Source organism: Rhodoferax sp. U2-2l (assembly GCF_020594515.1).
Lineage (GTDB): Bacteria > Pseudomonadota > Gammaproteobacteria > Burkholderiales > Burkholderiaceae_C > Rhodoferax.
On record NZ_JAJCTH010000009.1, the window covers coordinates 60,828 to 85,405 of the forward strand.

General features: G+C 63.3%; 20 protein-coding genes. 9 read left to right on the plus strand and 11 right to left on the minus strand.

The features are described from left to right. Window positions 1-167 precede the first annotated feature (167 nt). Window positions 168-1,565 carry an ABC transporter permease gene (locus LHU53_RS09850; protein ID WP_227332477.1) on the minus strand — a complete coding sequence of 466 codons (1,398 nt, stop codon included), beginning with the start codon at window positions 1,563-1,565 and terminating at the stop codon, window positions 168-170. After that, window positions 1,562-2,299: an ABC transporter ATP-binding protein gene (locus tag LHU53_RS09855; protein WP_227332564.1), complete on the minus strand. Its 738-nt coding sequence runs from the start codon at window positions 2,297-2,299 to the stop codon at window positions 1,562-1,564. Before LHU53_RS09855 ends, LHU53_RS09850 begins: the two co-directional genes overlap by 4 nt. Before the next feature lie 178 nt (window positions 2,300-2,477). On the opposite strand from LHU53_RS09855, the gene LHU53_RS09860 reads away from it, so the two are divergent. The 3 genes from LHU53_RS09860 to LHU53_RS09870 all read left to right on the plus strand — a co-directional run bounded on the left by LHU53_RS09860 (window position 2,478) and on the right by LHU53_RS09870 (window position 6,422). After that, window positions 2,478-3,485: an extracellular solute-binding protein gene (locus LHU53_RS09860; RefSeq protein ID WP_227332478.1), complete on the plus strand. Its 1,008-nt coding sequence runs from the start codon at window positions 2,478-2,480 to the stop codon at window positions 3,483-3,485. Window positions 3,486-3,700: 215 nt separating this feature from the next. Further along, window positions 3,701-5,350: an iron ABC transporter permease gene (locus tag LHU53_RS09865; RefSeq protein ID WP_227332479.1), complete on the plus strand. Its 1,650-nt coding sequence runs from the start codon at window positions 3,701-3,703 to the stop codon at window positions 5,348-5,350. Between the two features lies 1 nt (window position 5,351). Next, window positions 5,352-6,422, plus strand: a complete 1,071-nt coding sequence (locus tag LHU53_RS09870; RefSeq protein WP_227332565.1) for an ABC transporter ATP-binding protein — start codon at window positions 5,352-5,354, stop codon at window positions 6,420-6,422. A 40-nt stretch (window positions 6,423-6,462) separates the two neighbouring features. On the opposite strand, the gene LHU53_RS09875 is transcribed toward LHU53_RS09870, so the two are convergent. The 3 genes from LHU53_RS09875 to LHU53_RS09885 are packed head-to-tail and all read right to left on the minus strand — an operon-like array spanning window position 6,463 to window position 10,009. Next, window positions 6,463-7,962 (minus strand): CoA-acylating methylmalonate-semialdehyde dehydrogenase, encoded by a 1,500-nt coding sequence (locus LHU53_RS09875; RefSeq protein WP_227332480.1) that lies wholly within the window; start codon window positions 7,960-7,962, stop codon window positions 6,463-6,465. 51 nt (window positions 7,963-8,013) lie between these two features. Next, window positions 8,014-8,655 carry an FMN-binding negative transcriptional regulator gene (locus tag LHU53_RS09880; RefSeq protein ID WP_227332481.1) on the minus strand — a complete coding sequence of 214 codons (642 nt, stop codon included), beginning with the start codon at window positions 8,653-8,655 and terminating at the stop codon, window positions 8,014-8,016. Between the two features lie 4 nt (window positions 8,656-8,659). Beyond that, window positions 8,660-10,009 (minus strand): aspartate aminotransferase family protein, encoded by a 1,350-nt coding sequence (locus LHU53_RS09885; protein WP_304621932.1) that lies wholly within the window; start codon window positions 10,007-10,009, stop codon window positions 8,660-8,662. Window positions 10,010-10,133: 124 nt separating this feature from the next. Here LHU53_RS09885 and LHU53_RS09890 point away from each other — a divergent pair, with 124 nt between their 5' ends. The 3 genes from LHU53_RS09890 to LHU53_RS09900 all read left to right on the plus strand — a co-directional run bounded on the left by LHU53_RS09890 (window position 10,134) and on the right by LHU53_RS09900 (window position 15,217). Further along, window positions 10,134-11,078 carry a LysR family transcriptional regulator gene (locus LHU53_RS09890; RefSeq protein WP_227332482.1) on the plus strand — a complete coding sequence of 315 codons (945 nt, stop codon included), beginning with the start codon at window positions 10,134-10,136 and terminating at the stop codon, window positions 11,076-11,078. A 202-nt stretch (window positions 11,079-11,280) separates the two neighbouring features. Then, window positions 11,281-13,776 carry a cache domain-containing protein gene (locus LHU53_RS09895; protein WP_227332567.1) on the plus strand — a complete coding sequence of 832 codons (2,496 nt, stop codon included), beginning with the start codon at window positions 11,281-11,283 and terminating at the stop codon, window positions 13,774-13,776. Between the two features lie 130 nt (window positions 13,777-13,906). Next, a complete protein-coding gene (locus LHU53_RS09900; RefSeq protein WP_227332483.1) occupies window positions 13,907-15,217 on the plus strand; it encodes an SLC13 family permease in 1,311 nt (436 codons plus the stop codon). Window positions 15,218-15,275: 58 nt separating this feature from the next. Here LHU53_RS09900 and LHU53_RS09905 read toward each other — a convergent pair whose 3' ends face one another. Further along, window positions 15,276-15,668 carry a hypothetical protein gene (locus LHU53_RS09905; protein ID WP_227332484.1) on the minus strand — a complete coding sequence of 131 codons (393 nt, stop codon included), beginning with the start codon at window positions 15,666-15,668 and terminating at the stop codon, window positions 15,276-15,278. A gap of 170 nt (window positions 15,669-15,838) precedes the next feature. Between LHU53_RS09905 and LHU53_RS09910 the strand changes: the two genes are divergently transcribed. Continuing rightward, the gene (locus tag LHU53_RS09910) at window positions 15,839-16,789 is read left to right on the plus strand and encodes a LysR family transcriptional regulator ArgP (protein WP_227332485.1); all 951 of its coding nucleotides are present in this window, start codon (window positions 15,839-15,841) and stop codon (window positions 16,787-16,789) included. A gap of 37 nt (window positions 16,790-16,826) precedes the next feature. After that, a complete protein-coding gene (locus LHU53_RS09915) occupies window positions 16,827-17,444 on the plus strand; it encodes a TetR/AcrR family transcriptional regulator (RefSeq protein ID WP_227332486.1) in 618 nt (205 codons plus the stop codon). Between the two features lie 23 nt (window positions 17,445-17,467). Here LHU53_RS09915 and LHU53_RS09920 read toward each other — a convergent pair whose 3' ends face one another. Further along, a complete protein-coding gene (locus LHU53_RS09920; protein WP_227332487.1) occupies window positions 17,468-17,887 on the minus strand; it encodes a universal stress protein in 420 nt (139 codons plus the stop codon). 220 nt (window positions 17,888-18,107) lie between these two features. On the opposite strand from LHU53_RS09920, the gene LHU53_RS09925 reads away from it, so the two are divergent. Next, the gene (locus LHU53_RS09925; protein ID WP_227332488.1) at window positions 18,108-20,369 is read left to right on the plus strand and encodes a PAS domain S-box protein; all 2,262 of its coding nucleotides are present in this window, start codon (window positions 18,108-18,110) and stop codon (window positions 20,367-20,369) included. 9 nt (window positions 20,370-20,378) lie between these two features. Here the strand turns inward: LHU53_RS09925 and LHU53_RS09930 are convergent, their stop codons facing one another. The 4 genes from LHU53_RS09930 to LHU53_RS09945 form a co-directional block, all read right to left on the minus strand. Continuing rightward, window positions 20,379-21,245, minus strand: a complete 867-nt coding sequence (locus tag LHU53_RS09930; RefSeq protein ID WP_227332489.1) for a DMT family transporter — start codon at window positions 21,243-21,245, stop codon at window positions 20,379-20,381. Between the two features lie 88 nt (window positions 21,246-21,333). Then, the gene (mgrA, locus tag LHU53_RS09935) at window positions 21,334-22,368 is read right to left on the minus strand and encodes an L-glyceraldehyde 3-phosphate reductase (RefSeq protein WP_227332490.1); all 1,035 of its coding nucleotides are present in this window, start codon (window positions 22,366-22,368) and stop codon (window positions 21,334-21,336) included. Between the two features lie 187 nt (window positions 22,369-22,555). Next, window positions 22,556-22,789, minus strand: a complete 234-nt coding sequence (locus LHU53_RS09940; protein WP_227332491.1) for a hypothetical protein — start codon at window positions 22,787-22,789, stop codon at window positions 22,556-22,558. Window positions 22,790-22,968: 179 nt separating this feature from the next. Beyond that, window positions 22,969-24,555 (minus strand): DUF342 domain-containing protein, encoded by a 1,587-nt coding sequence (locus LHU53_RS09945; protein WP_227332492.1) that lies wholly within the window; start codon window positions 24,553-24,555, stop codon window positions 22,969-22,971. Between the last annotated feature and the right edge of the window lie 23 nt (window positions 24,556-24,578).

Below are 24,578 nucleotides of genomic sequence, written 5' to 3' on the forward strand. Positions count from 1 at the left end.
TGCGGATCATGTCCGCAATGACAACCAGTGGTTCAAACACAGTAGCCTGTAGATTCGTAGCCCATGACACCAAATGCCATGGAGTTTCTGCCTCGTCTGCATGCGCAGTGGACTGCTATCAAAGCAGGAATTTGCAGGTTAATCTGCTGCGATGGCGATGCCGTTTGTCAGGCGTGGCGCAAAGCTTCGACAACGTCCAGTTGCGCGGCCCGATAGGCTGGCCACCAGGCTGACAAAACGGCAATAAAGATCAGGCCGATCGTTGTGCCAACAATCATCAGCGGTTCGTCCCACACGCGCACTGTGAACGGCACCGGCTTGACATCACCGGGTGGTATCCACGGCAAGTCCATGTGGTTGAGCGCAATGGAGATGACCAGCGCCAGAACAGCACCCAACACGGCCCCGCCTACACCCAACAACGCCCCTTCGGTGACAAACAGGGCTCGGATGCCGGAGCGGCGCAGCCCGATGGCGCGCAAGGTGCCCACCTCCACCGTGCGCTCCACCACTGCCGTGTTCATGGTGTTGCTGACGGTAAACAGCACGATGCCGCCAATCAGCAGAAAAACGAACCCAAAAATCAAATCAAACATCTGCTCGGTCTGGACAAAAAATGGGCTGAGTTCCCTGAAATCCAGCAACGCCAGCGGTTGGCTTGCTGAGTATTTGGCCAGAATCGGCGCCAAACGTGCCTTCGCTGCGTCGAGCTGGTCTGAGTGCTGCAACTGAATCACGATCGCGGTGACCTTGGGGGCTGACCGGCCATAAATCAGACTTTGAATCTGCTGCAGGTGCATCATCACCAGGATTTCATCCAGTTCCTTGATGCCCTGGTCTTCCGCCTGAACCACTTTGAGCGAGGTCACATTGGCCGAACCCCGTGAGTTGACCACCAGAATGTCAATGGTGGGCGGCCCGGCGTTCGATGACTTGGCCGCCACGGGCGCTTCCTGAACGCTTAACTGGGCAATGTCGTCCGGAAGTGCGTCACCTTCCAATTTGGCTTCTTCTTCTGGCTTGGGGCAGTTCTCAATCTTGAGCGCATCACAGAGTTGCAGCACGCGGGCCACGCCGGTGCCCACAATCGCCGAGTCGGTGGCGGCACCTTCCAGCCCGGACACTGGGGCTTTGGAGCGCAGGTTGAAGTCGTTCCAACTGCGCATCTTGTTGATGTCTTCGGGTATGAAGCCGCTACCGATCACGGTGCGTGACACGCTGGCGGCATAGTTGCCGGCGATACCGCCAAACTGCAAGGTGGGGGTGGCTACGGCGATCAGGTCTTTCAGAACCGCATCGTTCTTGATGTCAGCCAGGATTTTTGTGTAGTCATTGATGCCATAGGCCGTGGGGTTGCCGTTGCCATACAGGTAAAAATCCTTGTGCTGTATTTGCAGATGGCCACCCCGCTGAACGTTGCGGGTGTGCATCTCCAGGTTGATGTTGCCGCTAAACCCACCAAACAGCAGGATCGAGGTGGAGCCAATCGCCATGGCCAGCAGGGTGGCCAGGGAGCGGCGCCGGTTGCGCAGCAGGTTGCGCACCGCCAGAGACAAGGTCATCATGCTGTGGCCTCCACACCTTTGCGGCGTACACCGTGTACCAGGCCGTCTTTCAGGAAGATGGTGTCATCTGCTGCCTTGATGACCCCCGAGTCATGCGACGAGAAGATGAACGAAATTTTGAACCGGTCCACCATGTGGCGCATCAGGCCCAGAATGGCGGCGCCGGTTTCGCTGTCGAGGTTGGCGGTGGGCTCGTCCGCAATCACCAGTTTGGGTTTGCGCACCAGGGCGCGGGCAATGGCCACGCGCTGACGTTGCCCGCCTGACAGTTGCCCGGGCAGGTTGTGCGCCTTGTCGGCCAGGCCCACGGCTTCGAGCAGCTTGGGCACGCGGTCGGCGCGGGTTTTGGCGCTGGCGCCGGTCAGCAGCAGCGGGTATTCGATGTTCTCGTAGGCGCTCAGCACCGGCAGCAGGTTGAAGTTCTGGAAGATGAAGCCGATGTTTTTGGCGCGAAAGTCTGACAAATCGTCGTCCGAGAGTTCGCCCACCTTGCAGCCCGCCACCATCACCTCGCCCGCGTCGGGTTTGTCGATGCAGCCAAACATGTTGAGCAGGGTGGTTTTGCCGCTGCCCGACGGCCCCAGCAGCACGGTAAAGCAGGCTGGGCGCACCAGGATGTCCACGCCCCTGATCACTGGCACGCTGACCGAGTCCATGTGGTACGTTTTTTCCACCCGCGTCAGCAGGGCGACCGGCCCCGCAGGCGCTGTGTGGTTGGGCTCGTTGTCGGTCATGTTTTGCCTTGCATCGTGTTGCTGCTGGAGCCAAGTGGCCATTTTTTAATTATGAACGCAACTGCCACGGCGGCAAAGCAAAGCCTGTGGTCGTCGTGGATAGATGTTCGTTAGTGAGAACGGTTATCATTTGTGTGAAATAATCCCGCCTGTTTTCAACTCACTTCTTTGGTGCCCCATGAAACTGACCCGCCTTCTCGCCACACTCGCCCTGACTGCCGCCGTTTTGCCTGCCCTGGCCGAAGAGGTGGTGGTGTATTCCGCCCGCAACGAGCAGCTGATCAAGCCGCTGTTTGACATTTACACCCGCGACACCGGTGTGCAGATCAAGTTCATCACCGGCGGCGAAGGCCCGTTGATGGAGCGCCTGAAGGCCGAGGGCAGCAACACCTCGGCCGATATGCTGCTGACGGTGGATGCCGGCAACCTGTGGCAGGCGTCCAACCTGGGTCTGCTGCGCCCGGTTCAGTCGACCACGCTGCAAGCCAATGTGCCCGCGCACCTGCGCGACCCGGGCAACGAGTGGTTTGGCCTGTCGGTGCGGGCGCGCACGCTGGTCTACAACACCACCAAGGTCAAACCCGGTGAGCTATCCACTTATGAGGCGCTGGCCGACCCCGCCTGGAAGGGCCGCCTGTGCCTGCGCACCTCCAAAAAGGTCTACAACCAGAGTCTGGTGGCGATGATGATCACCGAACACGGCGAGCCGAAGACAGAGAGCATCGTCAAAGGCTGGGTGGACAACCTGGCTACGGCGCCCTTTGCCGACGACACCAAGGCGATGGAAGCGGTGGCCAACCGCCAGTGCGACGTGACCGTGGTCAACACCTATTACTTCGCCCGCCTGATGGCCAAAAACCCGAAACTGCCGCTGGCCATCTTCTGGCCCAACCAGAATCTGAGCACCAAAGAAGCCGGTGTGCACGTGAACGTGTCGGGCGCCGGTGTCACGCGCCATGCCAAAAACCCGGCGGGTGCGCAAAAGCTGATCGAGTGGCTGTCGTCTGACAAGGCGCAAAACCTGTTTGCCGATAACAACCAGGAATACCCGGTCAACACAAAAGTGGCACCCTCTGCCGAGGTGGCGGCCTGGGGCACTTTCAAACCCAACCTGATCAACGTGAAAGAAGCCGGCAGCCTGCAGGCGCAAGCGGTGAAACTGATGGACCGCGCTGGGTATAAGTGATTTATTTGGATCACAGTTGCGCCTGAGCATGAAAAATGGCTGTCATTGCGGGCTTGACCCGCAATCCATGCAGTCCGAAGTCATGGATGCCGGGTCGTGGCCCTACATGACAATCCAGCAATGCCATCCCGACATGACAGTCCAAAACGACAGCATGACGCTTTCACCTTAACTTGGCGCGTTTTTGAGCTGTGTCAGACCAAGCCCTTGCCACTTTGAACTTGCCCCAGTTGCGCCAAGCCCGTCCGCCGCAAGGCTGGCGCGTGAACTACTGGGCGCTGTTTGCCTGGGCGATTGCCGCACTGGTGCTGGTGCCGGTGCTGGTCAGCTTCTCGTCGTTTGCCACGGCTCAGGGCGACATCCTGGGCCATCTGGCCGAGTTTGTGTTGCCGGAGCTGCTGGTCAACACCTTCTGGCTGATGGGTGGCGTGGCCATCGGGGTGACGCTGCTGGGCGTGTCGCTGGCCGCGCTCGTGTCCTTGTGCGAGTTTCCCGGGCGGCGGGTGTTTGACTGGGCGCTGATGTTGCCGCTGGCACTGCCCGCCTATGTGACAGCTTTTGTGGCGATTGACCTGCTGGACTACAGTGGCCCGCTGCAAAGCTGGCTGCGCGACGGCTGGGGCGTGACCGGTCTGCCCGAGATTCGGTCGCGTGCTGGGGTGATCGCGGTGATGTCACTGGCGCTGTACCCCTATGTTTACCTGATTGCCAAAAATGCCTTTGCTACGCAAGGTGCGGTGGCGCTGGAGGCGGCGCAGTCGCTGGGCCTGTCGCGCCTGCAAGGTTTTTTCAAGGTGGCGTTGCCCATGGCCCGGCCTTGGATTGCCGCCGGGCTGCTGCTGGCGCTGATGGAAACCCTGGCCGACTTTGGCACCATGGCCATCTTCAATTACGACACCTTCACCACCGCGATTTATAAGGCGTGGTACAGCCTGTTTTCGCTGCCCGCCGCGGCGCAGTTGGCATCCGTGCTGATTGTGTTTGTGCTGGTGATGGTGGTGCTGGAGCAACGTTCCCGTGCGCAGATGCGTTTCAACGCTGTGGGGCGCAGCGTGGTCTCCCGCCGCGCGCAGCTGTCACCCGGGCGCGCCTGGGCCGCATTTGCTTTTGCAGGCAGCGTGCTGCTGGTGGCTTTTGTGGTGCCGTTTGTCCAACTGGCGCTGTGGACCCGCGAGGTGATGGCGCAGGATCTGGACGCGCGATATTGGGCCTTTGCCTGGCACTCGGTGTTGCTGGCGGGCCTGGGCGCACTGATGGTGGTGGTCGTGGCGCTGCTGCTGGCCTACGCCGGGCGGCGGCGACCAGGCCGCGTCATGACCTGGACGCAACGTGTGGCCACGCTGGGCTACGCTTTTCCAGGCGCTGTGCTGGCGGTGGGCCTGTTCATCCCGGTGGCGCTGCTGGACAACGGCTTGATTGCCCTGGGCCGCGCCTGGTTTGGGTTCGATGGCACGCAGGTGCTCAAGGGCACGCTGCTGGTGATGTTGCTGGCTTACCTGGTGCGTTTTCTGGCGGTGGGTTTCGGGCCGATTGACAGCGGCCTGCAGCGCATCAGCCGCCATGTCGACGAGGCGGCGCGCACCTTGGGCATGGGCACCCGCGCGATGCTGGCACGGGTGCATCTGCCGATGTTGCGCGCCAGCCTGCAAACGGCCGCCGCGCTGACTTTTGTGGACATAATGAAAGAGATGCCCATCACCCTGATGACGCGCCCGTTTGGCTGGGACACGCTGGCGGTGCGGGTGTTTGAGATGACCTCTGAAGGAGAATGGGAGCGCGCCGCCTTGCCATCGCTGGCGATTGTGCTGGTGGGGTTGGCGCCCATCATTTTTCTGACCCGTCGAACAGGTGCCGCGCATGGCTGACATGGCTGAATTGGTATTGCAAGGGGTGTCGCAGTCTTACGGCCAACAGCCGGTGATCCGGGACTTGTCGTTCACGCTGCTCAAAGGCGAAATTGGCTGCCTGCTGGGCGCCTCCGGCTGCGGCAAAACCACCGCGCTGCGCTGTATTGCCGGGTTTGAGCCGGTGCAGACCGGCCAGATCCACATCGGCGGCGAGCTGGTCAGCCAGCCCGGCTGGGCGCTGGCCGCCGAAAAGCGCCGCATTGGCATGGTGTTTCAGGACTACGCGCTGTTCACGCATCTGACGGTGGCGCAAAACGTGGCTTTCGGCCTGCGTGATGCGCCCAAAGCGCAAGCGCAGGCCCGCGTGGCCGAACTGCTGGAACTGGTCGGCCTGGCTGAGCAGGCGCGCCAGTACCCGCACCAACTCTCCGGCGGGCAGCAGCAGCGGGTGGCGCTGGCTCGTGCCTTGGCCCCGCGGCCGCGGCTGATCCTGATGGACGAGCCGTTTTCCAACCTGGATGTGGAACTGCGCGAGCGCCTGTCGCTGGAGGTGCGCGACATCTTCAAGCGCGAAGCCACCACCGCGCTGATCGTCACCCACGACCAGCACGAGGCGTTTTCGCTGGCTGACTGGGTGGGGGTGATGCACCAGGGCGCCATCGCCCAGTGGGACACGCCCTACAACCTGTACCACCAGCCCAAAAGCCGTTTTGTGGCGGACTTTGTCGGCCAGGGCACGCTGCTGCCTGGTCACGTGCTCACCGGTTGCCAGATCAGCACCGAACTGGGTACGCTGGACGGCCTGCTGGCCAGCGGCCCGGGTGATGATGACAGCGGCCCGCACTGCGCCTTCAGCGGCGAGGTCGAGGTGCTGCTGCGCCCCGACGACGTGGTGCACGACGACGCCAGCCCGCTGCTGGCGGTGGTGGCCAACAAGGCGTTTCGCGGGGCCGAATTTCTTTACACCCTGAAGTTGCCCAGCGGCCAACTGGTGCTGGCGCTGGTGCCGTCACACCACAACCACGCCATCGGCGAGAAGATCGGCATCCAACTTGCCGCTGAGCACGTGGTGGCGTTTCGGCGCGGGTAGCGCCGAAAGCCATCCAGGCGGATGACCCGCAAAGCTGCTTTTAGCGGCTGCTCGGAAAGCTGAACACCGCCCCCTCGCGCACACCAGCCGACGGCCAGCGCTGGGTAATCGTCTTGCGTTTGGTGTAGAAACGCACCGCATCCGGGCCGTAGGCGTGCAGGTCGCCAAACAGGCTGCGTTTCCAGCCGCCAAAGCTGTGGTAAGCCACCGGCACCGGCAGCGGCACGTTGATGCCGACCATGCCCACCTGGATGTGGTCTGAGAAGTAACGCGCTGCCTCGCCGTCGCGAGTGAAGATGCAGGTGCCGTTGCCGTATTCGTGCGCGTCGATCAGGTCCATCGCTTCCTGCAGCGTTTTGACCCGCACCACGCCGAGCACCGGGCCGAAGATTTCTTCCTGGTAAATCACCATGCCGGGTTTGACGTGGTCGAACAGGCAGGCGCCCAGGTAATACCCATCGGCGTGGCCGGGCACGCTGATGCCGCGGCCGTCCACCACCAGCGTCGCGCCCTCGGCCACGCCCTGATCGACGTAGCCTTTGACCTTCTCGAAATGCGCTTGGGTGACCAGCGGACCCATGTCGCAGCTGGCGTCGGTGCCGGGGCCGACTTTCATCTTGGCGATCTCGGCCTGCAGGCCCGCCACCACCGCATCAGCGGTCGCGTCACCCACCGCCACCACCAGCGGGATCGCCATGCAGCGCTCGCCACACGACCCGTAGGCGGCGCCCATCAGTGCGCTGACGGCGTTCGGAATGTCCGCGTCAGGCATGACCACGGCGTGGTTTTTGGCGCCGCCCAAGGCTTGCACACGTTTGCCGTGCGCGCAGCCGGTGGCGTAGATGGTTTCGGCAATCGGCGTCGAGCCGACAAAGCTGATGGCTTTGACGCGTGGGTCGGTCAGCAGGGTGTCGACCGCTTCCTTGTCGCCATGCACCACGTTGAGCACACCCGGGGGCAGCCCGGCCTGCAGCGCCAGTTCGGCCACCAGCAGCGCGCTGGACGGGTCGCGCTCGGACGGTTTGAGCACAAAGGTGTTGCCGCAGGCCACGGCCATCGGCCACATCCACAGCGGCACCATCACCGGAAAGTTGAACGGCGTGATGCCCGCGGTGACGCCCAGCGCCTGGAATTCGCTCCACGAGTCAATCGCCGGGCCAACGTTTTTGCTGTGTTCCCCTTTGAGCAACTCGGGCGCGTAAGACGCGTATTCGACGTTCTCGATGCCGCGCTGCAACTCGCCCAGCGAGTCGGCCAGCACCTTGCCGTGTTCGGCGGTGACCAGCGCACAGATGGCGTCGGCGTTTTGCTCCAGCAGCACCTTGAGGTTGCTCATGACGCGGGCGCGTTTGAGTGGCGGCGTGGCGCGCCAGGCCGGGTAGGCGGCTTGGGCGCTGGCGATGGCCTGCTCCACGGTGAGTTTGTCGGCCAGCAGCACCTGCGCCGAAATCTCGCCAGTGGCCGGGTTGTAAACGGGCGCCGTGCGGCTGCCGCCGGCTGCGGCTTGGCCGCCAATGAGGTGTTGAATGGTGGTGGTCATATTAAAAAGTATCGTAAGTAGCGCTTGTTTTATAAGGTCTGGAGGGCGAAATCAGTCATAAGACTGGATCAGTTCGGCCATGGCTTCGTGCCCAGGGTGCGCACCTTGGTGACGCAGCCCTTGGCAGACCCCGGCGCGGTTGGTCGCGGGTTGATTCTGGCTGACTTTCCATTTGCCCACCCATTGCCGAACTTCCACACGCAGGCCCACCACCGCAGCCAGCATGCTGTCGATGTACTGCGGCGGTGCGTCGTTCATCGTCCAGGGGTGGGGCTGTGTGGCCTCGTGTTCTGTGGTGAGCTGGTGCAGCAAGTCGCGTAACTCGGGGCTGCCGGGTGGCAGCAGTGAGAGCCTGCCGCTGGCCTGCACCACGGTGTAGTTCCAGGTGGGCACGGCTTTGCCATGCTCGGCCTTGCTGGGGTACCAATTGGGCGAGATGTAAGCATCCGGCCCCTTGAAGACGATGCGCACCGGGCGCTCGTTCGGATGCTCTTGCCACACCGCGTTGGCGCGGGCCACATGCGCCAGCAGCAGCTCAGGCTCGCCGGGCGCGGCGACGCGCAGAAAAGGCACCTCGTTGGCCACCGGGTCGCCTTGTGCGTCCAGCGTGATCAGGGTGCCCAGCGGATGCAGGCGCACCAAGTCGGTGATGGCTTGTGCGCTGGGAGCTTCAAAGTGGCGCGGCAGGTACATCGGCTCACGCAGTAGCGTTCAGGCATTCACCCAGCGCGTTGACCAGGCTGTCGACCTGCGCCGGGGTGCTGATGAACGGCGGGGCGAGCTGGATGGTGTCGCCGCCGTAACGCACGTAAAAGCCCTTCTTGAGCATCGCCATGGCGACCTCATACGGGCGTTTGGCCGGTTCGCCAGGGAAGGCGTCAATGCTGAAACCAGCGGCCAGGCCCAGGTTGCGGATGTCGGTGACGTGTTTGCAGCCTTTGAGCGAATGCACGGCGTTCTCGAAATGCGGTGCCAGTGCCTTGACGCGGTCGATCATGTTCTCGCGCACCAGAATATCGAGCGTGGCCAAGCCCACCGCACAGGGCACGGGGTGGGCGGAATAGGTGTAGCCGTGGGCAAATTCGACCAGGTACTCGGGGCCGCCAGCGGCCATGAAGGCATCGTAAATTTCCTTTTTGGCCATCACCACGCCCAGCGGCTGCGCGCCGTTGGTGATCTGTTTGGCGGCGTTCAAAATGTCGGGCGTCACGCCAAAGTACTCGGCGCCGGTGTAGGCCCCCAGGCGGCCAAAGCCGGTGATCACTTCGTCAAAAATCAGCAGGATGTTGTGGGCCGTGCAGATGTCTCGCAGGCGCTGCAAATACCCCTTGGGCGGCACCACGACGCCGGCCGAGCCGGACATGGGCTCGACGATGACGGCGGCGATGTTGGACGCATCATGCAGGTTGATCAGGCGCAGCAAGTCGTCCGCCAGTTCAGCGCCTTGGTCGGGGCAGCCGCGGAAAAACGACCCGGCAGGCGGCTGGGTGTGCGGCAGGTGGTCCGCCTGGACGCCCTGGCCAAAGGTTTTGCGGTTGCCCACAATGCCACCGACCGAGATGCCGCCAAAGTTGACGCCGTGGTAACCTTTTTCGCGGCCAATCAGCAGCGTTTTGGTGCCTTGCCCCTTGGCGCGCCAGTAAGCGCGTGCCATTTTGAGTGAGGTGTCGGCGGATTCGGAGCCGGAACCGGTGAAGAAGGTGTAGTCCAGCCCCTCGGGGGTGAGCTCTTTCAGCTTGTTGGCCAGGGCAAAAGACAAGGGGTGGCCGAACTGGAAGGCGGGGGAATAGTCCAGCGTCGCCAGCTGGTGGCGCGCCGCCTCCACAATTTCGGCGCGACCATGGCCCAGGCCGCAGGTCCACAGGCCCGACAAGCCGTCAAAAATCTTGCGCCCGTCGCTGTCGGTGTAATAACAACCGGAGGCAGCGGCCATCATGCGCGGCGCCGCCTTGAAGTTGCGGTTGCCCGAAAACGGCATCCAGTGCGGCTCCAGCCAGGCGGCATCCGTGCGGGGCTGGGTCAGTACTTTGCTATCGGTCAGGTTCATGGTGGGCGTCCTCCAAAAAAGGGTCAAAGCGGCTGTGCGGGTGTGGCGCAGCGGGCAAAGCGCGATTGTGGAGGCCGTCATTACTCTTATGATTGTTTAACTATCACTGCTTGGTTGCTGATCTATGCAAGTAAACACCCGCGCCGCCTTGGGCCAATTGAGCGACATGGACATCCGCCTGCTGCGGGTGTTCAAGACCGTGGTGGATTGCGGTGGCATGGCCGCAGCCGAGCTGGAGCTCAACATCGGCACCAGCACGGTCAGCCGCCACATCAAGGACCTGGAAACCCGCCTGGGCCTGACCCTGTGCCGCCGGGGCCGCGCCGGTTTTGCGCTGACATCCGAGGGTGAACAGATTTATGCCGAAACCCTGCGCCTGCTGGCCGGGGTGGATGCGTTTCGCAGCCGTGTCGACGAAATCCACCAGCGCATGGGCGGTGAGTTGCACCTGGCAGTGTTCGACAAAACCGCCAGCAACCCACAGGCCCACATTGGCGAGGCCATTGCGCTGTTTCAGGCGCAGGCGCCCGACGTGAGCCTGCACCTGCATGTGGCGCCGCTGAATGTGATTGAGCGCGGCGTGTTGGATGGCCAGTTTCAGGTCGGCATCGTGCCCGGGCATCGCGCTTCCAGTGCGTTGACCTATGACGAGTTGTTCAGCGAAACCATGTACCTGTATTCCGGCCAAGCCCACCCGCTGTTTGGCGCCAGTGCCGCGCAGCAGCCCGCCGACTGGGCCGCCTTGCACACCTACGCCTTCGCCGGACTGGGCTACCACTCGCCCAACATGGAGTTGGCCCAACAAGTGCAACTCACGCGCCAAGCCACCGGCTACGACCAGGAGTCGATCGCCACTTTGATCCTCTCGGGTCGTTACCTGGGTTTTTTGCCTGACCACTACGCGGAGAGTTTTGTCCGCCAGGGCCGCTTGCGTGTGGTGCAGGCGCAGGTGTTCAGCTACCGCTGCAGCTTTTTTGGCATCGTGCGGGCCTCGCCCCAGGCGGCGCGGGTCACGCTGGCGTTTCAGGCCTGCCTGAGTGCGGTCCACCGCCCACCGTCATCGGTCTGATGGGTTTCTCAGCCTTTTATTCATTGAGTAGAGTGCTATATATTTGATTCATTTGTAGAGGCTCTGATGCGCGTCGTGCGTTCTAAATGGGCGTGACATCACGCCAAGCTGCTGCGTACAATGGATGAAACGCTTCCGTTGGAGACACCCGTTTGACCGGGAAGCGATGACATAACCACAAACAGGAACTCGCACCGTGCGAATGGCTGCGAACGAGCACTCGCTTCCACGCCTGCACCTGATCGGCACGCTGACCATCGTCATGATGCTCACCGTGGCCTTGGGCGGTTATTTCTCGTGGCGCAGTGCGCAAGAGCATCAGGCCTCGATCGAACGTGTGGCCCAGGTGCTGCGTGCCCAGCAGCAAGAGCGCCTGCAGCGCGAGCTGGATTCAGCCATCAGCTTTCTGGAGTTCACCCGCCAGCGCACCGACACGGTGTTGCGTGCCAGCCTGCGTGAGCAGGTGGATGTGGCCATGCAAATGGTGCAGGCCATTCATGCCCGCGAGTCGCTGCGCCGTCCGCCTGAGGTGGTCAAACGGCTGATCATCGAGGCGCTGCGCCCGGTGCGCTTCTACCAGGGGCGTGGCTACTATTTCATCGACGACATGCAGGGGCGCTTCATCCTGCTGCCGACCGCCCCGCAGCTCGAAGGCCGGCTTCTCCCCGACAACCAGGACGACCGCGGCCACCTGATCATGCGCGGGTTGGTGGAGGCGGCCCGCCTGCCTGACGGCCAGGGCTTCTCAAGCTACCGCTGGTACCCGCCTGACAAGCCCAACGAGATGGCCGACAAGCTGGCTTACGTGCGCTACTTTGCACCGTTTGACTGGCTCATCGGCGCCGGCGACTACACCGCCCCGTGGGAGCAGCAGCAACAGCAGGCCGTGCTGGAGCGCCTGCGCGCTGTGCGTTTTGGCCAGAGCGGGGTCATCACCGTGGCCGACCATGATGGCCGTTTGCTGATGTCCAGCGGTCGCCCGGATCTGCAGGGCATACCCATGCAGACCCTGCCAGCCCCTGAAGCGCAAGCACTGCAACAGTTGCTGAACAAGGCACGCGAGGGTGGTGGTTTTGTGCGATACCAGCGCACCGGAGACGATGGGCAGCCGCTGGCCAAGACGGCACTGGTGCGCCGGGTGGCGCCGTGGGGCTGGACCGTGATGGCTACCATTACCGACAACGAACTGGAGGACACCTTGCAGCGCGAGCTGGCGTTGCGTCAGCTGTCCGGCCGACTGCCGTGGTTGTCGGTGCTGGTGCCCCTGGCGTTGGCGTTGGCGCTGGGCTTGGTGGCCTCCTGGGCGTTTTCGCGCTGGTCGGGGCAACTGTTTGCCAGTTACCACCGCCGCCTGCGCAGCCAGACCGAGTTGCTCGCACAGCGTGAAGCGCTGTTTCGTGCTTTTTTTGACAACGCGGCCGTCGGCATGGCCCAGGTGGCGCCTGACGGGCGCTTTCTGCAAATCAACCAACGCTTTTGTGATCTGTTGGGCTACGCGCGCGATGCCATCCTGCCCGGCCCCTTCACCTTTCAGCAAGTGACCCTGCCAGAAGATGCCAACGTGGACATGGCACAAATGCAGCGCCTGCTGCGTGGCGAGGCCACCAGTTACCAACTGGAAAAACGCTATCTGCGCCAAGACGGACACATCGTCTGGGTGGCGCTGGCGGTGACCCTGGTGCGCCAGCCGGATGGTTCCCCGGACTATTTTGTCTCGGCGGCCATCGACATCACCGAGCGCCGGGAAGCCCAGGCGCGGCTGCAACTGGCCGCCAACGTGTTTACCCATGCGCGCGAAGCGATCATGATCACCGAGCTGGATGGCCGCATCATCGATGTCAACGCCTCCTTTGAGCGCATCACGGGTTACACCCGGGCAGACGCGCTCGGACAAAATCCGCGGCTGCTCAAATCCGGCCAGCAGTCAGACGTTTTTTATGCCGAGATGTGGCGCAGCATCGAGGAAAAAGACCACTGGGTCGGTGAAACCTGGGACCGCCGGAAAAACGGCGAGGTCTATGCGGCGCTGCAAACCATCAGCCTGGTGCGCGACGCCGCCGGCCAGCCGCGCCACTATGTGTCGCTGTTTTCCGACATCACCGCCATCAAGGCGCATGAGCACGAACTGGAGCACATTGCTTATTTTGATGCCCTGACCGGTCTGCCCAACCGCGTGCTGCTGGCCGACCGGCTGGCGCAGGCGATGCTGCAGGCTCAACGCCGCGACCAGTTGCTGGCGCTGGTTTACCTGGACCTGGATGGCTTCAAATCCATCAACGACCAGTTTGGCCACGAAGCGGGTGACCGCGTGCTGATCTGGGTGGCCAGCCGCATGAAAGAAACCCTGCGTGAAGGCGACACGCTGGCCCGCCTGGGCGGCGATGAGTTTGTGGCGGTCCTGGTTGACCTGCCCGACACGGCCACCTGCCAACCGCTGCTGGCCCGCCTGCTGGCGGCTGCCGCCGAGCCGCTGGCGTTTGCCGGCCACAGTCTGCGCGTGTCGGCCAGCCTGGGCGTGACGTTTTTCCCGCAGGCCGAAGCCATCGATGCCGACCAACTGCAGCGCCAGGCCGACCAGGCCATGTACCAGGCCAAGCTGGCCGGCAAAAACCGTTTGCAAGCGTTTGACCCAGGCCCGGACCGCAGCGCAAGCGGTGATGTCAAGCGTCTGGCGCCGAGCCGCAGCCTGGCCGACTGAGGTCGGCGTTTTGCCGCAGCTCGTGCTACGCTCTTGCCATGAAATTCAAGAAGATTAGTACCGCTGTCCCTGATGGCCAAACGACAGATAGCTATCAAATAAGTATCAAGCTCAACACGGTTGCAGGCGCATGAATCAGGTCTGGCAAGACATGGCTGGCCTGAATGGCGGTGTGCTGGTGATTTTTGTGCTGGTGTATGCGGGCATGATCCTGGGCGGCTTGCCGCACGTCAAACTCAACCGCGCCGGTGTGGCCTTGCTGGGGGCGATTGGCGTCATCGGCATCGGCGCCATCAGCACCGACGACGCCGCGCGCAGCGTGGACTTGCCCACCATGCTGCTGCTGTTTTCGTTCATGGTGGTCTCGGCGCAGATGCGTCTGGGCGGTTTTTACACCGCGACCACGCGCGGGGTGGCCGCCTTGCCGCTGGGGCGCACCGGCCTGTTGGGTGCCCTGATTGCCGTGGCCGGTGGGCTGTCGGCCATCTTTTCCAATGACATCATCTGCCTGGCCATGACCCCGGTGGTGGTGCAGCTGTGCCAACAACGCCGCTTTCACCCGGTGCCGTTTCTGGTCGGGCTGGCGTGTGCGGCCAACATCGGCTCGGCCGCCACGCTGATCGGCAACCCGCAAAACATGTTGATCGGCTCGGTCATGCAGTTGCATTTTGGCGACTACCTGCGCCAGGCGGTGTTGCCAGTGGCCGTGAGTCTGGGGATGTTGTGGGGCTGGCTGGTGTGGGGGCCGCCAGCGCAACAGGCGACGATATCGCCCACCGGCGTCCCGGTCACCCCCGCCGTGGTGCCCTCGGGTGGTCAGCCCGGCGCGCAAGTTGGGCTTGATCCGGCCTTCGGGCGCCTGCAGGTGCCACCGTTTGATGCCTGGCAAACCGCCAAGGGTCTGGCGGTGGCCACCGCGCTGCTGCTGGCCTTCTTGTTCACCGACTGGCCGCGCGAGGTGGCGGCGCTGCTGGGCGCCGGGGTGCTGCTGCTGAGTCGGCGCTTCCATTCGTCACACGTCATGGGGTTTGTGGATTGGGAGCTGCTGGTGCTGTTTGCCGGGTTGTTTGTGGTCAACCACGCCTTTGCCAGCACCGGCCTGGCGGCCGACGCCGTGGCGCTGCTGGCCGCACAGGGGGTGTATCTGAATGAGCCCGGGCCGCTGTTCGTGGCCGGGGTGGCGCTGTCCAACCTGGTGTCCAACGTGCCGGCGGTGATGTTGCTGCTGCCGCATGTGCAAGGCCCGCAGGCCGGGCTGACGCTGGCGCTGGTCAGCACCTTTGCCGGCAACTTGCTGCTGGTGGGCTCGATTGCCAACCTGATCGTGGTGGACCTGGCCGAAAAAAGCGGCGTGCTGATCGACTGGCGCGACCATGCGCGCATTGGCGTGCCGGTGACGCTGCTGTCTCTGGTGGTGGTCTGGCTGGCGTTGCGCTGGTAATCGCAAGCGCGCTGCTGTCCTGCCGGGTTTGACTTGGCAGGCAGGCGCTTGGGCGGTGTCAGTGGGTGATGTGGTGGCCGTGTGTTGCGCCCGCGCCCAAGCGTTTGCCGTGGGGCAGCTCGTGCAGGCGGCCGAACATGTCGCGGCAGTAGCCGTCAATCTTCAGACATTTGTTGATTTCGTCGACCGGCAGCGGGCCGGAGATCACCACGATGTCGTTGGCCTTGTCGAGCGCACCCGAGGCGCGCAGGCGCCTGCGGGTGTTGTTGGCCCAGCAGTGGATGCGGGTCGGGCTGCCGTGTTCGCGCAGGGCGCCGGTGCTGGCTTCAAACGCGATGGCCACGGTGTCTGATTTGAGCCTCAGGCGGTGTTCACCGGTGATCCGGCTGGCGGGCGTGCTCAGGTCATACAGGTGGTAATGGCCTTCTTTGAGTTGGTATTGCAGTGTCATGTCGTCTCCGGTCTGGCGCATGATTTTGCAGGACGGCCCCGCGCGCTAAAGGCCAAATAGGGGGTGAAAAACGACTTTTCTGAAGTCCGCGACACACGCCGTGGCTCGGTTGGCATCGTCTTGGTTCAACTTATGATGAAGTCATTAGCAACTCTTATGTAACCTGCCCGATGAGTACGTTTGATCCGGCGGCGCTGGCCTGTCTGGCCGCCATTGTGGAAGAGGGGGGCTTTGAGCGCGCGGCGGTGCGCCTGTCCATCACCCAGTCGGCGGTGTCGCAGCGGCTGCGCTCGCTGGAGGTGCAGGTGGGCACGGTGCTGATTGTGCGCAGCCGCCCGCTCAAACCCACGCAAGCCGGGCGGCTGCTGCTCAAACACGCGCTGCAGATGCGCTTGCTGCGCGCCAATCTGCAGCGCGATTTGCAAGATCTCTCTACCGGCGCAGCGGGTGCCGCCGGTGAGGACGAACGGATCTCGATGGCCATCAATGCCGACAGCATCGCCACCTGGGCGCTGCCGGCCCTGAGCCCGCTGGCGCATCAGGGTCTGGGGCTGGAGATCATCACCGACGACCAGGATTTCACTTTTGAGTGGCTGCGCGAGGGCCGGGTGCTGGGTTGTATCACCACCTTGCGCGCGGCCTTGCGCAGCTGCAAGGTGGAGCCGCTGGGTGCCATGCGTTATGTGGCGGTGGCCGAGCCGGGGTTTGCCCAGGCGCGCTGCCCGCAGGGCCTGAGTCCGCACAATTTCAACACTCTGCCGTTCATTGCGTTCAACCGCAAGGATGATTTGCAGGCCGAGTTTGTTGCCAGTGCCTGCGGGCTCCCGCAGGTGGCGCTGCGCCAGATGTATGTGCCCAGTTCCGAAGGGCAATTGCACGCGGTGCTGGCGGGCTGGGGTGTCAGCGTGTTGCCCGAGCTCAAGGTGCGAGCCCACCTGAAGGCGGGCACGCTGGTGGACCTGCTGCCCGGGCATCACCTGCCGGTGGCGCTGTACTGGCATTGCTGGAACCTCCACTCCGCCGTGCTCGACGCCTTGACCCACGCACTCCAATCCGCTGCCGCAGTGACCCTGTCGCCACCTGGGGTGGCAACAAAACCCATCAGTAACAAAATAGTCTGACAGATCAGGCTGTGAATTACCCGGCTAAAATTTGGCCATGAACGCCATCGACACCCCCAAATCCTCTTTCAAGCAGCGCATGCTGAAGGTGCGTGAAGACGCCATCGTGCACGCTGTGAACCGGCTGCTGGCCGAAAAAGGCTTTGACGCCATGACGGTGGACGAGGTGGCGGCGCAAGTGGGCATTGCCAAAGCCAGTCTGTACAAACATTTCCCCAGCAAGGAAGACCTGGCCGCTGCCGCCATGGTGCGGGTGATGCGACGTGCGCAAGACTTCATCAGCAGCCTGCCCCCCGATGCTGCGCCGCTGGACAACCTGCGGGCCGTGGTGCGCTGGGTGCTGCAGGTCAAGCTGGCGGGCGACATGCCCACGCTGCCCAGCCAGAACTCCAGCCTGCGCGCCACCTTGATGGGCAACCGCGATTACATGGACGGCTTGATGGACATCAGCGACCAGCTTGGCGCGTGGATCGAGGCGGCGCAGGCCAGCGGCGCGCTGAGCCCCAAGCTGCCCGCCATCGCCATCCTCTACACCTTCTTTGCCCGCGCCTGTGACTCGGTGGTTGAGTTCCTGCAAATGGGCGGCCTGTTCACCGATGAGCAGATCACCGAACTGGTGCTGAGCACCTGTTTTGAAGGGCTCAATGCCCGTTAGCTGTGACAGCGCACAGCGGATGGTCAGCGAACGATCAACACCGGCACCTTGCAACCGGCCAGCACCTCGGTCGCCACCGAGCCCATCACCAGGTTCAGAAACGCACCATGGCCGTGTGAGCCCATCACCACCAGATCGAACTTGCCTTCGGTGGCGGTTTTGGAGATCAGCTCGCCGGGTTTGGCCGTTTTCCAGAGGCATTGGGCGGTGATGTGATGTCGCAACAGGTATTTGGTGACCGGTGCCATGACCCGCAAGGCCTCGTCTTCGTAATACTTTTGCACCAATGCCTTGCCCAGCGCGGCACGCGCCTGCGACGGCAGGGCCGCTAGGGCGGTGACGGCGGTGTAGGCGTTGGCCGGTGAAAACAGCTCATGCGCGGCCAGGTAGGCCAGCATCTTTTTGGTGTACGAGCTGCCGTCAACGGCGAGGAGAATCTTCATCAGTCAACTCCATGAAAAGGGGCGACCAGTTTAACCAACCGCCCATCCGCACCCAAGCTGCCGTATCCCCCATTTGGGGGATAGTCAAAACGTCGGATACAGCGTAGATTGCGCCCACCCTTCACCACGTCATCACACACACAGTGTCTCCATTGTTGCTGCTGACATATTGCGTCTTCCCCACGTGTCAAATGCCTGCTCCCGCGTCTGCGCGACCGCTATGGCAGGTGGCGAGGTGCGTGTGTTGATCGATCTGTTCACCCAGTTGCTGGCGCAGCTGGGCAGCGACGCGCGCGCGTTGACGGGCAACACGCACGCCCTGCTGCAGTCCCGTCAGAAATTCCAGAGCCTGTTCCAGAGCGTGACGCAGATGGTCTGGCTCAAGGACACGCAGAGCCGGTATCTGGCGTGCAACCCGCGTTTTGAGGCCTTCATGGGGCAGCCCGAGTCGTCTTTGCTCGGCAAGACGGACCACGACCTGTACCCGCCAAACCACGCGCAGCGCTACCTGGCGTTGGACCAGGCCTGCCAGCGCGCGACCCAGCCGCTGGTGAGCGAGGTGTGGGCCAGCGCCGCGGGTGGTGGCGGGCGTGCCCGGCTGGAAATCACCAAAGTCGCCCTGCGCAGCGCTGGTGGCCACGTCGATGGCGTGCTGGGCATCGCCAGGGACGTCACCGCAGTTTGGTATGCGTCGCAGTTTGAGCAACTGCGCAGCCGCATCCTGGAGTTGCTGGCGCAAGGCGCCGAGGTGGCGCACCTGCTGCAGATGTTGGTGGACGGCTTGCGGTTGTTGCAGCCGGATCAGGCGTGTCTGGTCACGCTGTTGGCGACACGCGCCGACCAGCGCCCCATCCTGCGGGTGGCGGCCTCGGCCGGATTGGGCGCCGACATCATCCAGGCCATCGATGGCCAAGCGGTGGACGCCGCGTTGTGCCCCTGTGCCCGTGCCGCCCTCACCGGCAAACCTGTGGTGGTGACCCATCTGGGCGCATTTCGACCTGGTCTGTATCCACCGGCCGCGCCGCTCAGCCAGGGTGCTTGCTGGGCGCAACCCTTTTTTGATGCTGCGGGCAAGACCCTGGGTGTGCTGTCGGTGTACACCGCAACGCCAACCGCTCCCAGCGCGGCCGAGCTAGATTTGCTGGCGCAGCTGGCGCGCCTGGCCGGGCTGGCGGTCGAGCGGCATCAGGTGGCGCAGCAGCTACGGGCTAACGAAGCCGCTTTCAGAGCACTGGCCGAGCACACGCCCGAGGCGGTGCTGGTCCACCGCGCTGGCACCATCCTGTATGTGAATCCGGCCGCGCTACGCCTGTTTGGCGCCTCATCCACCAGCCAGCTGCTGGGCACCGCCACCCGCGACCGCATTGCACCGGCCTATTTGCCACAGCAACTGGCCCGGATGCAGGCCATCACCAGCGGCATCCCCATCGAGCCGCTGGTGGAGTCGCGGTTTGTTCGGCTGGATGGCAGCGAGTTTGACGTGGAGGTGCAGGGCACAGCCCTGCAGTACGGCGGTGCGCCCGCCATCCATGTGTCGATTCGCGATATTTCCGAGCGCAAACACGCGCAGGAACAGCTGCGCGTGGCCGCCAGCGTGTTCAGCCACGCGCTGGAAGGCATCATGATCACCGCGCCGGATGGCCGCATCATGGATGTCAATGCCGCGTTCACCCGCATCACCGGTTACAGCCGTGACGAAGTGCTCGGCCACAAACCCAGCATGCTCAATTCGGGACGCAACACGCCGCTGTTTTACCAGCAGCTGTGGCAGAGCCTGGTGCAGCATGGCGGCTGGTCGGGCGAGCTGTGGAACCGCCGCAAGGATGGCGAGGTTTATGCGCAGATGTTGCATATCAGCGCCGTGCACGACCCGCACGGCGCCGTGATGCAGTACGTGGCGCTGTTCTCGGACATCACCGAGCGCAAGGCCCATGAAAAGCGGCTGGACCAGCTGGCCCACTTTGATGCCCTGACCGGCCTGCCCAACCGGGCCTTGCATGCCGACCGGCTGCAGCACGCCATGGCCCAGGCGCTACGGCGCCGGCAAAAGCTGGGCGTGGCCTTTGTGGACCTGGATGGTTTCAAGGCGATCAACGACACCCACGGCCATGAGGCGGGTGACCATTTGCTGATCACGCTGGCGCGGCGCATGCGCCTGGCATTGCGCGAGGCAGACACCTTGTCGCGCCTGGGCGGTGACGAATTTGCCGCTGTGATCGTTGACCTGGCGCAGGAGAGCGACTGCGACCCGCTGCTGCAGCGCCTGCTGAGCGCGGCCAGCCAGCCGGTGCTGTTTGGCAGCGCTGTCCTGCAGGTGTCGGCCAGTGTGGGCGTGGCCTTTTTCCCGCAGGCGCAAGACCTGACCCCCGACCAGCTGCTGCGCCAGGCCGACAACGCCATGTACCGCGCCAAACAGGCTGGCAAAAACCGGTTTCAGTTGTCGGGGTTTGCCGATTGGGTGCTTGAACCCGCCCCTGAATGACGGCAACGCTTACCGGGCGCGCGTTCCCAGCCAGGCGGCTGCCACGATCATGGCCGCCGCGACCCCCACGTTCCAGGTCAGCGGCTTCTGGCTGACCAGCGTCAGTACCCCGGTGGACAGCAGCGGTGTGAGGTAGCTCAGGATGCCGATGTGGCGCGCATCACCCAGCTTGAGCGCCTTGTCCCACAGAAAAAACGCCGCACCCATCGGGCCCAGGCCGATCACGCCAATCAGCAACCAGTCGGGCAGGCTCAAAGGGGTGGCAGGCTCCAGCAGCGCGTGGCATAACAGCGACAACATCCCCGACACCAGGGCAAAACTGCCAATGGCTGCCGTCGGAAAGGCAGCCACGCGTTTGGTCAGCAGCGAATAACTTGCCCAGATGAAGGCCGAGCCCAGCGCCGGCACGTAGCCCCAAGCCCACAGGCCAGTCGTGCCATCGGCTGCACCCGATGTGCCCGTGCTGCCCAGGATGACCACCGCGGCTCCGGCAAAACCCAGTAACGCGGCAAAAATGTGCATCGGTCGCAGTGTCATGCCGGGCAGCAGCACCGGTGCCAACACCACGATCAACAACGGCCACAAATAGTTCACCAGGTTGGCCTGCACCGGCGGTGCGTGGCGCAGCGCCAGAAACAGCAGAAAGTGAAAGCCAAACAGCCCGTAAACGCCCAGCGCCAAGGTCGAGGGGGGTACTTTCCAGCGCGCCAGCTTGAAACCCGACAGTGGCAGCGCCACCAGACTCCCAATCAGCAAGGAGAGGCCGGTCAACAAAAACGGCGGCACATGGCCCAGCGCCACACCCAGTGTGGCCAGACTGCTCCACAGGCCAATGGCGCCAAGCGCCAGCAGGCTGGCACGGGTGGTTGAAGGCATGGCGTGACGGGTGCGTGCGTGTGACAGTGTGCGGCTGCCGCCTGGCGGCAGTCAGGTTGGGGCTGGCGGGCTGTGATCCGAGACGTGGTTAACTGGCCGAGGAGCGTTGCCACAGGTTGATGCCACCATCCACCGCCTGCTGGTCAATCTGCGCCAGTTCTTCGGGTGAGAACGCGGTGTTTTTCAGCGCACCGATCAGGTCCAGAATCTGCGCGGGCCGGCTGGCACCGATCAGTGCCGAGGTCACGCGGGCATCCCGCAGCACCCAGGCCGTGGCCATTTGCGCCAGACTCTGGCCGCGCGCCTGCGCCATCTCGTTGAGGGCGCGCACGTGTTGGAGGTTTTGCTCGCTCAGAAAATCCGGCTTGAACGAGCCACCGCCGGGCCGGTTGATGCGCGCATCGGTGGGCACACCGCCCAAGTATTTGTCGGTCAGCAAGCCCTGCGCCAGCGCGCTGAAGGCGATGCAGCCCATGCCCAGTTCTCCCAGCGTGTCGAGCAAGTCTTCTTCAATCCAGCGGTTGAGCAGGCTGTAGGACGGCTGGTGAATGAGGGCGCGCACGCCCATGCTTTTCAGAATGGCGTGGGCTTCACGGGTTTTGGCGGCCGAGTAACTGCTGACGCCCACATACAGCGCCTTGCCCTGCTGCACCGCCGTGGCTAGGGCGCCCATCGTCTCTTCCAGCGGGGTGTGGGGGTCAAAGCGGTGGCTGTAAAAAATATCGACATAGTCCAGCCCCATGCGTTTCAAGCTCTGGTCCAGGCTGGCCAACACGTATTTGCGCGAGCCGCCGCCCTGGCCATACGGGCCGGGCCACATGTCGTAACCGGCCTTGCTGGAGATGAGCAACTCGTCGCGGTAGGGTTTGAAGTCGCGGCGCAGGTGTTCACCAAAGTTGGTTTCTGCGCTGCCGTAGGGCGGGCCGTAGTTGTTGGCCAGGTCGAAATGGGTGATGCCCGCATCAAACGCGGTGCGCAGCATGTCGCGCTGGGTCTGGAAGGGCGTGGCATCGCCAAAGTTGTGCCACAGCCCCAGGGTGATGGCGGGCAGCTTCAGGCCACTGGCGCCGCAGCTGCGGTAGGCCATGCTGTCGTAACGATCCGGTGCAGCCAGGTAGGTCATGGTGTCTGTCTCATGTTGATGTATAAAAAACCATTCTAGCCCTTGTTCAATAAGGGCTGATAGCTACATAAAACAGAGTATTGAAGTCAAGCCGGACTGCGGTCTGGCTGGGTGCCATGCTGCTGTGACGTGAGTGCAGCGCTGCACGGGCAGATGGGCGGGCGCGGTTGGCCTGCCCGTGAGGGGCTTAGTTCAGCAGGTAATCATCCTGTGCGTCGAGCTCTTGGGCGTCGATCATCGCGTCATAGGCGGCACGGCTGGCCAGCGCGGCTGAGGTGTAGGGAATCAGCGGTTTGTCCAGCGGGCGCAGTTTGTGGCGACGCAAGGACCGCAACTGTGTCGACTGCGTCATGGTCTGTAGCACGCGTTCGGGTTCCATCATCAGGCTGAACGGGTTCAGTGCGTCGGTGGTGGTGATCATGGGGTGCTCCTGCTTGGGTCAATCACATTTTGCGAGATGCAATCTGCTGAATTGAACTGTATCTCTGCCGCATCAAAACCTAAAGTCGGGGGTTTCCCCGATCATGTGTCAGAAGTTGCCTGACACGGTGTCAGGCATTGGCGGGCAGGTCACCCCCAGACAGCGGCCAGCAGACGCGCTTAGGCAGCAGCATCCAGCGCGGCGAAGGCAAGCTTGCCATCAGCACTCAGGGTAAAGCAACCCGCATCGTATTCGCGGTTCAGGTGCGTCATGGTGTGGCCAAATTGAAGGTCAACCGCACCTTGCACGCCTTGGGTCACCGTCACTTTGGCGGCCAGGCCCCGTGCTATTTCATCTTCGAGCGCGCGCTTTTCGGCCAAGTCCTGGCCCCAGACCTGCACCGCATGTTGGCGAGAGGCTTTGACCCGATCCAGCAGGTGCTTGGGGTCGCCCGTGGCTTTGAGCTGTTTCATCAGCTTGTCCAGGTTCGCTTCGTTGGCCTTGTCTTCCTCAATGCGCTGGAGCAGTGCGGCATATTTGGCCTCAAGCTCGGGGTTGGCGCCAACCACCACCTTGGTGACGGCGGCTTTGCTGGACCCCAGCAAGGGCATTTGCAGCAGCATGGCGGCGGTGCAACAGCCACCCACCAGGCGACCGCGTTGCGGCGCGTTGGCACCAACGATGACTTGGTTGCGCGAGTGCAGCTGGCAGTCCAGCACCATGTCACCGATGGCGATCAGCGTGCCCGCATAGATCGTGGCGCCTTCGGCAAAACGTGCGGTGACCGACCCCGCGGCATGCAACTGGGCGTGCGCGATCACGCCGCCAGCCACCTGGATGTTGCCGCCAGCGTCGAGCTGACCCCCATCCACCATGCCATCAACCACGATGTCGCCGCTGGCCCGTACTTTCATGTTCTGCACCACATCGCCGGCGATGTGCACGGTGCCGTCAAAGTGCACGTTGCCCGTGGCCATGTTGACTTCCTTGAGGCGCAGCAGTGGCTCGACCATCACGCCCGCACTGACCAGCACCGGCTGGCCACTGACCGAAGCGACCAGCAGGTTCGGGTCGTCAGGTGACACCTGTGCGCCGTCGAGCTGGGCAGCAAAATCCAGGTGACGGCCGGGGACGGCGGCCAGGATGCGACCTTTGACCGTTTGCCCTGGCGTGCCTGGTGTTGCCGGCAGGCGCCGCATCAACTCGGCACCTGCCTGCACCACCGGAATCTCGCCGCGCTCGCGGTAATCAATCAGGCCTTGGTCATTGAGTTTGGGTGCGCGGTCGATCGTCTCGGGAATCAGTGCCTCAAACGTCGCATCGCGCCCGTCTTCGGCGAGCTGACCACGTGCCACCACGTGCTGGGTACAGGCACCTTGTGCGCAGGCACGCGTCAAGGCCTGTTCATCGATGCCAAACACCACGCCGGCATGGATCAGCACGCCCAGCGCATCGGAGACGCTGGCTGGCTTGCCACCGCGGGGCGCCACGATGTCCAGCGTTGCGCACATGTCGTCCAGCGCAACCTGCACCGTGATGTGCGCGTCCAGCCGTTGTGCTACTTCCAGCCCGAAGGGGGTCTTCTGGACATTGCACAAGTTGGCCGCGCTGGCAATGGCCGCTTCGTCCAGCAGGCAGGTTCCAAAACCGGCTTCTTCCAACAGGCCATGCACGATGGCACTGGTGATCTCAACGCGCTCAGCGGGTTGGCAGACCAGCAGGACCTTGCCGTCCGCCTCGTTGAAGGAAATGCCGGGGATGTTCATGGGATGGATGGGTGACGTCGAGC

Excerpts from the sequence above, each read along its gene's own strand:
- LHU53_RS09850 (WP_227332477.1), bottom strand. The coding sequence starts at position 1,565 with ATGATGACCTTGTCTCTGGCGGTGCGCAACCTGCTGCGCAACCGGCGC.
- LHU53_RS09855 (WP_227332564.1), bottom strand. The coding sequence starts at position 2,299 with ATGACCGACAACGAGCCCAACCACACAGCGCCTGCGGGGCCGGTCGCC.
- LHU53_RS09860 (WP_227332478.1), top strand. The coding sequence starts at position 2,478 with ATGAAACTGACCCGCCTTCTCGCCACACTCGCCCTGACTGCCGCCGTT.
- LHU53_RS09870 (WP_227332565.1), top strand. The coding sequence starts at position 5,352 with ATGGCTGAATTGGTATTGCAAGGGGTGTCGCAGTCTTACGGCCAACAG.
- LHU53_RS09875 (WP_227332480.1), bottom strand. The coding sequence starts at position 7,962 with ATGACCACCACCATTCAACACCTCATTGGCGGCCAAGCCGCAGCCGGC.
- LHU53_RS09880 (WP_227332481.1), bottom strand. The coding sequence starts at position 8,655 with ATGTACCTGCCGCGCCACTTTGAAGCTCCCAGCGCACAAGCCATCACC.
- LHU53_RS09885 (WP_304621932.1), bottom strand. The coding sequence starts at position 10,009 with ATGAACCTGACCGATAGCAAAGTACTGACCCAGCCCCGCACGGATGCC.
- LHU53_RS09890 (WP_227332482.1), top strand. The coding sequence starts at position 10,134 with ATGCAAGTAAACACCCGCGCCGCCTTGGGCCAATTGAGCGACATGGAC.
- LHU53_RS09895 (WP_227332567.1), top strand. The coding sequence starts at position 11,281 with ATGGCTGCGAACGAGCACTCGCTTCCACGCCTGCACCTGATCGGCACG.
- LHU53_RS09900 (WP_227332483.1), top strand. The coding sequence starts at position 13,907 with ATGAATCAGGTCTGGCAAGACATGGCTGGCCTGAATGGCGGTGTGCTG.
- LHU53_RS09905 (WP_227332484.1), bottom strand. The coding sequence starts at position 15,668 with ATGACACTGCAATACCAACTCAAAGAAGGCCATTACCACCTGTATGAC.
- LHU53_RS09910 (WP_227332485.1), top strand. The coding sequence starts at position 15,839 with ATGAGTACGTTTGATCCGGCGGCGCTGGCCTGTCTGGCCGCCATTGTG.
- LHU53_RS09915 (WP_227332486.1), top strand. The coding sequence starts at position 16,827 with ATGAACGCCATCGACACCCCCAAATCCTCTTTCAAGCAGCGCATGCTG.
- LHU53_RS09920 (WP_227332487.1), bottom strand. The coding sequence starts at position 17,887 with ATGAAGATTCTCCTCGCCGTTGACGGCAGCTCGTACACCAAAAAGATG.
- LHU53_RS09925 (WP_227332488.1), top strand. The coding sequence starts at position 18,108 with ATGGCAGGTGGCGAGGTGCGTGTGTTGATCGATCTGTTCACCCAGTTG.
- LHU53_RS09930 (WP_227332489.1), bottom strand. The coding sequence starts at position 21,245 with ATGCCTTCAACCACCCGTGCCAGCCTGCTGGCGCTTGGCGCCATTGGC.
- mgrA (WP_227332490.1), bottom strand. The coding sequence starts at position 22,368 with ATGACCTACCTGGCTGCACCGGATCGTTACGACAGCATGGCCTACCGC.
- LHU53_RS09940 (WP_227332491.1), bottom strand. The coding sequence starts at position 22,789 with ATGATCACCACCACCGACGCACTGAACCCGTTCAGCCTGATGATGGAA.
- LHU53_RS09945 (WP_227332492.1), bottom strand. The coding sequence starts at position 24,555 with ATGAACATCCCCGGCATTTCCTTCAACGAGGCGGACGGCAAGGTCCTG.